Source organism: Robertmurraya siralis (assembly GCF_005502275.1).
Classification (GTDB): Bacteria; Bacillota; Bacilli; order Bacillales; family Cytobacillaceae; genus Robertmurraya; species Robertmurraya siralis.
In genome coordinates this window covers 289,050-297,104 of the sequence record NZ_SWLZ01000004.1, presented here as the reverse complement: position 1 = coordinate 297,104, position 8,055 = coordinate 289,050, and the positions used below count along the sequence as shown (strand labels likewise).

Annotated in this window: 12 protein-coding genes and 1 pseudogene; 1 reads left to right on the top strand and 12 read right to left on the bottom strand. The window is 30.9% G+C overall.

Going from position 1 to position 8,055, the window contains the following annotated elements:
* Positions 1–311 precede the first annotated feature (311 nt).
* Positions 312–992 (bottom strand): glutamic-type intramembrane protease PrsW, encoded by a 681-nt coding sequence (prsW, locus tag FCJ93_RS08480; protein ID WP_095306566.1) that lies wholly within the window; start codon positions 990–992, stop codon positions 312–314.
* Positions 993–1,270: 278 nt separating this feature from the next.
* Between prsW and FCJ93_RS08475 the strand changes: the two are divergent.
* Positions 1,271–1,765: pseudogene (locus FCJ93_RS08475) on the top strand (asparaginase); the annotation flags it as partial.
* Between the two features lie 68 nt (positions 1,766–1,833).
* Here the strand turns inward: FCJ93_RS08475 and FCJ93_RS08470 are convergent.
* From FCJ93_RS08470 to FCJ93_RS08430, 11 genes are all read right to left on the bottom strand, one after another.
* Complete coding sequence (locus tag FCJ93_RS08470) at positions 1,834–3,342, bottom strand: recombinase family protein (RefSeq protein ID WP_137743432.1); 1,509 nt, start codon at positions 3,340–3,342, stop codon at positions 1,834–1,836.
* A gap of 5 nt (positions 3,343–3,347) precedes the next feature.
* Positions 3,348–3,776, bottom strand: a complete 429-nt coding sequence (locus tag FCJ93_RS08465) for a hypothetical protein (protein WP_137743431.1) — start codon at positions 3,774–3,776, stop codon at positions 3,348–3,350.
* 241 nt (positions 3,777–4,017) lie between these two features.
* Complete coding sequence (locus FCJ93_RS08460; RefSeq protein ID WP_137743430.1) at positions 4,018–4,593, bottom strand: RusA family crossover junction endodeoxyribonuclease; 576 nt, start codon at positions 4,591–4,593, stop codon at positions 4,018–4,020.
* A 77-nt stretch (positions 4,594–4,670) separates the two neighbouring features.
* Positions 4,671–5,156: a hypothetical protein gene (locus FCJ93_RS08455; protein WP_137743429.1), complete on the bottom strand. Its 486-nt coding sequence runs from the start codon at positions 5,154–5,156 to the stop codon at positions 4,671–4,673.
* 222 nt (positions 5,157–5,378) lie between these two features.
* Positions 5,379–5,555, bottom strand: a complete 177-nt coding sequence (locus FCJ93_RS24955) for a hypothetical protein (protein ID WP_170211265.1) — start codon at positions 5,553–5,555, stop codon at positions 5,379–5,381.
* Between the two features lie 51 nt (positions 5,556–5,606).
* Positions 5,607–5,798: a hypothetical protein gene (locus FCJ93_RS08450; protein WP_137743428.1), complete on the bottom strand. Its 192-nt coding sequence runs from the start codon at positions 5,796–5,798 to the stop codon at positions 5,607–5,609.
* A gap of 171 nt (positions 5,799–5,969) precedes the next feature.
* On the bottom strand, positions 5,970–6,356 hold the full coding sequence (locus FCJ93_RS08445) for a hypothetical protein (protein ID WP_137743427.1): 387 nt from the start codon (positions 6,354–6,356) through the stop codon (positions 5,970–5,972).
* A gap of 48 nt (positions 6,357–6,404) precedes the next feature.
* Positions 6,405–6,773 carry a hypothetical protein gene (locus FCJ93_RS08440; RefSeq protein WP_137743426.1) on the bottom strand — a complete coding sequence of 123 codons (369 nt, stop codon included), beginning with the start codon at positions 6,771–6,773 and terminating at the stop codon, positions 6,405–6,407.
* A 29-nt stretch (positions 6,774–6,802) separates the two neighbouring features.
* Positions 6,803–7,321: a DUF7768 domain-containing protein gene (locus FCJ93_RS25240; RefSeq protein ID WP_456238953.1), complete on the bottom strand. Its 519-nt coding sequence runs from the start codon at positions 7,319–7,321 to the stop codon at positions 6,803–6,805.
* Positions 7,322–7,344: 23 nt separating this feature from the next.
* Positions 7,345–7,518 carry a hypothetical protein gene (locus FCJ93_RS24950; RefSeq protein ID WP_170211264.1) on the bottom strand — a complete coding sequence of 58 codons (174 nt, stop codon included), beginning with the start codon at positions 7,516–7,518 and terminating at the stop codon, positions 7,345–7,347.
* Positions 7,519–7,533: 15 nt separating this feature from the next.
* Complete coding sequence (locus tag FCJ93_RS08430; RefSeq protein WP_137743425.1) at positions 7,534–7,917, bottom strand: hypothetical protein; 384 nt, start codon at positions 7,915–7,917, stop codon at positions 7,534–7,536.
* Between the last annotated feature and the right edge of the window lie 138 nt (positions 7,918–8,055).

Below are 8,055 nucleotides of genomic sequence, written 5' to 3'. Positions count from 1 at the left end.
AAAATTCACGGCCATTAACTAAGGTAATAGAAAAATGAACACACAAAAATAGAGAAAGGTGAATTTGAGTACCCTCAAATTCACCTTTCTCATTATTTGAAGCTAGTTATGTCCCAGCTCCCTTCTTTTGTTATATTCTTTAAACTATACGGCGATTAATTTCTGTAATTTCCTTCCCTTGCTTTTTAGGGGTTGGCAAATTGCTTAATGAGAGAAAAAATCGTTTTATCAACAGAATGGTTTAACAAACTCTTTTAAGTAAATAAACTGTAGACAAACCCAATTTCACCCGCGTTTGTCTACAGTCATTTTTAAAATGGAAAGCCTTTATTGACTTCGATTCGATGTTGTGAATTTAAGGTTCTAGCATGCTTAGCTTTTCTTAATCCTAGCCACCATAAAAAAATCATAAATGGGAACATGTAGATCACCCAATTTTCCAAGGAAAGGAGAATAAAATCATAAATTCCATGCAAGAGAAACGGAAGTAATAGCGAAAAAATAAACCATTTTGCCTTTGATGTTTGGTTAAATTTGGCCTTACCTAAATAATACCCCATAATAACGCCAAAAAGAGCATGACTTGATACCGGCAATAACGCCCTTCCCATTGCATACTCCAACCCATTTCCTAGCAAGTAAAAAATATTTTCAGCAGTTGCGAATCCTAAGGAAACAGCAGCTCCGTATACAATTCCGTCATATGGCTCATCAAATTCTATATGTTGATAAACTGTATAGATGAGAATAAACCATTTAAAAAACTCTTCCAAAAGACTGGTTGAAAAGAAAGCATGAATAATTTCCGACTGGACTAAATTCTCTACTTCCAGAACATATTGGATAAACATTATCGGAAACACAAGCAGAGCTCCATAAACAAACGCCCTAAAAACAAAAGCAACGGGTTCCGACTCATATTCATCTTTTAAATAAAAATAGCTTAATATTGCCAACCCTGGCGCTATCCCAGCTGATAATATCCCCAGCATTTAGGTTCCTCTTTTCAACAGCTTTTTCTGAAATACTCAAATTCAAAAATATCTAAATTAATTTAACAATTAATAATATGGTTCAATTTTATAATTCTGTAGATTTGACACATTGTAAAGAAACTAAGTTAAACAAAGAGCAATAAATTTAAAGAGCAACACTATTACTCAAGCCCAACATAAAAGAAATTATACAAAACATATTGAGAAAATCTCTTCTTTAATCGTATCATGGAATAGATAGAATGAAAATGAGAAATGCAAACGGAGGCTTCATTATGAAAAAAAAGATACTTGTAATTCATACAGGTGGGACCATTTCTATGAGTGAAGATGAACAAACAGGTGCTGTGAAACCTAATGAGTCGAACCCACTAACTAAAAAAACTGAAGAATTAGTGGCATTTGCTCATTTAATTATAGAAGAACCCTTTAATCTTCCTTCTCCACATATTACTCCGACTGAGATGTTAAAAATTCGTAAACTGATTTCTCAGCGAAGTTTAACCGATGATATAGATGGTGTTGTCATCACCCACGGGACTGACACGCTCGAGGAAACCGCATATTTCCTCGATTTAACGATTGAAAGTAAGATTCCAATAGTCGTAACAGGTGCGATGCGCTCAAGCAATGAAATTGGGGCTGATGGATTGTATAATTTAATCTCCTCTATAAAAGTGGCAGCGAGTGAGGAAGCGAAGGGAAAAGGTGTTCTCGTTGTTTTAAACGACGAGATTCACACAGCGGAAAATGTGACAAAAACGCATACATAGAATTTATTAGTGATATTTTTAAAATCCTACATATGCGTCTTTATTACACCATCTAGTCTATCCCCTTAAAGAAAATTTACAGTTATCTTCACCTCATAGGTGTCCGTTCTTTTCCATTGTATATTGTCAATTATTGACTTATATATAACATTTAATTTTTCAGGATCGCTAATCGTTTTAACATCTTCAAGAAATTTATCTATTCTTTTTATCCTTTCTTCGTTAGTCACAATTGAAAATGATTCAATTTTTTTCTTTTGAATTTTTAATTCATCTTCTAATTCTAATATTCGCTCCTGTCTAGCCTTAGATTTTACTTTTGCTTTTTCAGCCGAATACATTCCCATCTCATAAGCGTCCTCAATTCTTTCCAGTGCCTCTTCATTTTTATCCAATTCTTCTTCTATTGTTTTTATCTTGTTCAAGATTATTTGTTTTTCATTGTCATTTGAGTAAGAGTTATTAATCTGTGTTAACTTATCTCTTAAGAACAACACGCTATCTTGAATGGCATCATATGCAAGGTCAATATGTCCTCCTTTGCATTCCTTACACTTAGAACATTTCTTAAAAAAGATTCCATTTTTATTTTTTTGTATAGTTAATGTACTTTGACAATTGAAACATTTTACTAAGCCACTTAATGCATTTATATTACCTCCTTTGACATGAGATTTTTTAATCCCCATTAAATGCAAAATTCTCATGTGTTGTTCCTCTGTTTTTAATGGAATGTGACAATTTTTTACAATCATCCATTCTTCTTTTGGTAATCTTTTAAATGTTTTTTTGTCTTTAGATTTCTTTTGTGATTCTCTTACGCCCTCAGTCTTATTAAATACAATATGCCCTAAATGGACTTCACTTTTTAATAAGTTATTTACTGTATTAGAGTGCCACAGTCCATTTCTTGGAGAAGGTATTTTTTTCTTATTTAAATTCCATGCAATATCATATGTTGATTTCCCATCTAAAAATTCTTGGACAATTAATGTTTTATAAATTTCTGATTCTTCTGGGTGAGGTGTTAATTTTTTTAATTCTTTATTATATCTGTACCCCCAAGGTGCTTGTCCATTGCTCCATCTCCCCATCCTTAATCCAATTTTTCTACCAGAAGATAAACGTTTAGTTATGATTTTATATTCTCTTCTTGCCAAAAATCCTTTAAAATCCATTGTCTCTTCATCACGTTCGTCATTAGGATCGAGTATTTCAAATGGATTAGCAGTAATAATTAAAGTGTCACTATTTTTAAATGTCCATCTTATTGTATCTTGGTCAGTTCCACTACCACGTCCAAGTCTATCAAATTGAAAACACACTACAGCATCATATAATCCTTCCTCAACATCTTTAAGGAGTTTTTTCATTTCAACTCGATCTTCTATTGACTCACCACTACCTATTTCTGAATACTCTACATAATTCCATTCGTTCTTTTCACAAATTTCTTTCATGATTAATGAATGTTTTTTTAGATCTTCATCAATATCACCACGAGATTTTCTGAGATATAGAGCAACGTTTTTTATAGCTTTTAATGCTTTTTCCGAATTATAAAAGGTTTTCAATCTTATTAAACCCCCTTATAAGTAATTTCTATAGAGAATATCTTATCTTCAACTTGACTGATGTCCTCCGCAGACCACTGTATTGATTTCTGCTCTCTGTTTAATCCTAACCTATATGCAATTTTCTTTATTTGCTCTTCTGTTCGATTGTCACCTAATAACTTTTTTACTCCTCTTGCTCCAATTTTCTCATAGTTTTCTAAAACTATTTTCTTTTCATCATCACTCCACAAGTCATTTCTTTTTATAATTGAATTTTGTAAACGTGATTGTTTTGCCACTTCAGCTTTCTTTTTTAGCCCCAATTGTTTAGCTTTTCTTAGAATTTGAGTGTTACTATATTTAGGAAAATATTCTGATAATTCACTTGCTGTTTTAACTGAATAGATACGTTTGAGCAATTGTGTTTCTTCTTCCGACCAATTGGCTCTCATTTTATGTACCTCCTGAATTATTCTATTGTTTTTACTATATAAAAAATAGAGTAGATTGTAAATATAAACAACCCACTCTATCATTATTTAATAGTATTTATGTATTTGTTCAGCTAATTTTACAATTATGTATTCAGGTGTATTCTCTTGAATTATCTTTCTAAACTTTTCTTTATACTCAGGAGATTTATAAATATTTAGTCTTTTCATCACTTATCCCTTATTCATTATATTTATTTAATTAATTATTTATTTTCAGACTAAACTTACTACAAACAAATTCCTCATCAATTTCTTCTTGAATTCGCCCTTCTTTTGCCTTATTCAAAATCGAACAATTTCTAACGTATCTCTTACAGGTCTTGCAGTTATCTTCAAATTCGTTCATATGTATTTCATTCTTAAAAATGCCTTTATAGTCAACAGGTTTAAGTGTGACCTCTATATGAGGGTTAACTGTATCGTAGAGAATTTTTTGAGTACGTATTAACACTCTACTATCATTCTCGTAAACTAGTTTTTCCAGTGAGTCACAGAGTAATTTATAAATATTGTTATCATCCCTCCCTTTTCTTGAGAAGTAGATTACAGTATCCATATATATGTATCCATCAACTGTAAAATCATAATTCCACTCTTGATCCTTCATCTGTTCTTTGGTTAACTCAATGATTTCTTCCTTGCACTTTTCTCCTTCTTTACTAAGTATTCTTCTGCCAGAAGGAACTCGCATTTTCTTTTTAGGATTCCAAGAATATTCATTTATGTATAATTCATTTAATGATGTCGGCACTGGTAGTGTTAAGTTTAATCTCAAATAATCACCTCTGTTAGGATAATGGTGAGATTAAAACCAGCCTCACCCTTGTTATATTTATTTAATTCTATTTATATTTATCTTTCCTTAATTACCATCTCAAATAAGTCATCAGCGTCATCATTAGTAGGTAATACTTCAAAAACATAATCAAATAAAGAAGGATTTCCTGCTTTATTTTCTAAATCATAACCGTTCGCCAACTGAGCATTATGTATAATAATTTTTATATCTTTATTAATTCGGTTCGTTTCAGCATCGTAAGAAACCCCTCTTCCGACAAGTTTAAATTTTGGAAGTTTATTATGCTTTTTGAATTTAATTTTCAATTCATTATTATCTTCTGTAACAGATTTATTAAAATCACTTATATCTTCTTTGACAACTTCACCTAACTGTTTTAAAATTTCAGTTCTAAAAGCAACATCGGTAACGCCTAAATATGTATTTCTACCTGTAAGATCATAGAACAATTGACTCTTATTCAACGTATCTAAAGTAACCACATGTCTACCTTTCTCATCATATATTTCTAAGTTTATTACATCCATAATAATATCCATTAATATTCCACCTTTCGACATTTATTTAATTATTCTTCAATAACACCTTTTAACTTCAAAAATTCAAACTCTAAATCCAATACAGTAATAATATCTTCTTTACTTAAAACAACTTCTTGTTTACCTAATTCTTAAGCATTATATTCAGCCATTTCTAAATCGTCTATAATAATTGATTCTGGTCATTCGTTTCACCTCCTTTCATCTATTAAAATACGACTATTATTCGAACTTTAATTTTTCATAGATTTTCTTTTTTCGTTCCAATATTTCAATTTCCGTTTTAATAATACTTTGGTGCTCTTTTGAGTGAAAAGGAAATCTGCTTTTTGCGTTTTCACAATAATCTAACTCTAAATTTGCACACATCAGTTCTACATACTCAAAGTTTTCCAACATGATCTCATCTTCCTTTCATCATATAAAACTGAACTTTCATCGTTCATTCTTTTATAATTTTTCCAACCAGTCATCTATCTTGTCGTTAGCTTTTGCTCCTTTTTCGATATAATCGGCAAGAAGTAATTTGTAATCCTCCACCTCAAATAACTGACCTACTCGCAACCTGATATTGTATAAAGCATCTCCTACATCATCTAAACCACATTCCTTACCTAGTTCAAGTGCTGTTTTTAAATTCAATTTTATTCACTTCTTTTTATTTTCATTTCCTCTCAAATCTATCAGTCAACCAATCTATTACTACACTTCCACCCAAATACAATCCAACAAGTGTCACAAATACTGTACATAAAATTGAATAGAATCCTACCCACCCTGACAATGTAAACTCAATATTATCTATGTAATGTATCATTCTTTTACCTCGATCTTATCCCAATCAAAACTTTCTAGAATTTTAAGCAACCTCTCAACTTTAGGTGCTCTCCATGCGGTCATTGCATATGTATGTGCTTTTGGTGAATAATGATAATGATTTAATTGAATATGTCGTTTGGCTTCTTCTGAGAACTCTTCATCATCTTCAATTTCTTCTTTTATACTATCTAATAGATCATCTAAGTCTCCATGATAATCCCTGTTAGGTAATCCCACCCAATATGTATCTTGACACCCTTCTGGACATCCTTGCATTTTATAATCTCCTACAGTCCAAAATCTAGGTGCTGCTTGACTGTCGTAATCTTGAGTTAACAATTCTTGCTGTAATTCTTTAAGGAATTGGATATCCTCTTTCATCTTTACCTCCTTTTATACATTTAATTATTTAATAAATCATTTATTTTATCAATTTTTCTTGTTAATATTTACACTAACATCAAACTGTTCTTCCATTCTTTTTGCAATTTCTTCTTTCATTACACCAGATACATAATCTTGAAACGAAGTTACTCCTTGTCCATTGTAGCCATAATTCCACATGTTACCCGTAACCTTTGGATATTTATGGTCTTGGATAGCTTTCAGCATTTCGTGACGAATTACTTCTTGAAGAGTATTCCATATGAATGCTTGATTTTCGCAAACTATCTCTTTGATTTCATCCTTTGCCACTTGCCGAAAAACTTCAAGAATCTCTTCTTTTGTAACACCAATATCATTATGAATAGTGTTTTTGACTTCTTTATAACCTTTGTGCCAATTATTATTTTCCATATTTTTCACCTCATGTTAAAAGTATCCTTTTATCTTATTAAATTGAATTCTACACCCTTTTTTTCTAAGATATTTAATTCTTGATTAACTTCTATAATCAAGAATTCTTCGTTTGGATTTACTAAGAAATTATCATGGTTTAAATCAATAATAATTTCAATTTGAACCTTATCAAATGTTGCAAATGTTAATCCTCTAATCATAAGCTTGTAATCTTTTGTTACTCTTGCTCCAGAGTAGTAAGGCAAGCTACGAAATTCAATTTTTCTTCCTTCTTTTATTGCTCGTTCTATTCCATATTTCATCCCACCACTAATACCCTTGTCTACATAAACTACGGTTTTATCAGCTATTTTCCCCCAAGCTAAACCAGCATCTATTCCAAGCTTTCTTTCTTCTGGGATATTATCATCTAAAATTCCATCTTGGGTATAAAGTAAATGAGATGCTATAGGTGCTTCACCTCTTAATAAACTATCTCTAACAGCCATTCTTGCATATTTAATATTTTCTTCAATATTTCCTGCAAATGGACTTTCTAAAATCACTAAATGCAATCACTTTCCTCCTATCATTTATTTAATTCATTTATGTTTCTAGTTATAACAGGGTACACTCTATCTTCATCATGTTTTGGAAAACGAATATTCCTACTATGTATTTTCTTATCAAACCAATTCTCATCTTCGTTATTCCAAAATTCTTCTAGTTTTCCAAGTATTCTCCCTAAATGATCTCTTGTCACTGGTTTCACCACCTTTTAGTGTAATATTTCTTCTTCAATGTCACTGAAAGTAAAATTGAATTTTTCAAACCATTCTTGACTGTGATTCATTGATTTTTCAACTTTTTTCTTGGCATTCATTACCCTATCCTCCACTGACCTACTTAATGCTCTATGCAACTGTTCCAGCCTAAATAGTTCAGTTTTCACCAATCGTCTCTTTTGTAAAATTTCTTGTAAACTCTTTGAAAAATAAAAACCTTCACAGGCATTGAAATTGGAAACCTCAATATCATGATAAATTTCATTTATACTCTTGTTATACTCAGTTAATTTCTCATGTAGTTTTTTCATGTCCGTTTTAATACCAACAAGTGTACCCTCTAGTTGATTAATATATTTGCTCGCCAAACACATCATTAATCCTCTCCTATTCTCAAATTATATTAAAAAGAGTAGTTATCTCTAACTACTCTTAATTATATTTATTTAATTTTATAATGTCAATGTTTTTTATTTATTTAATTTATTATTTATGAAAGAAAAAGCAATTTACAC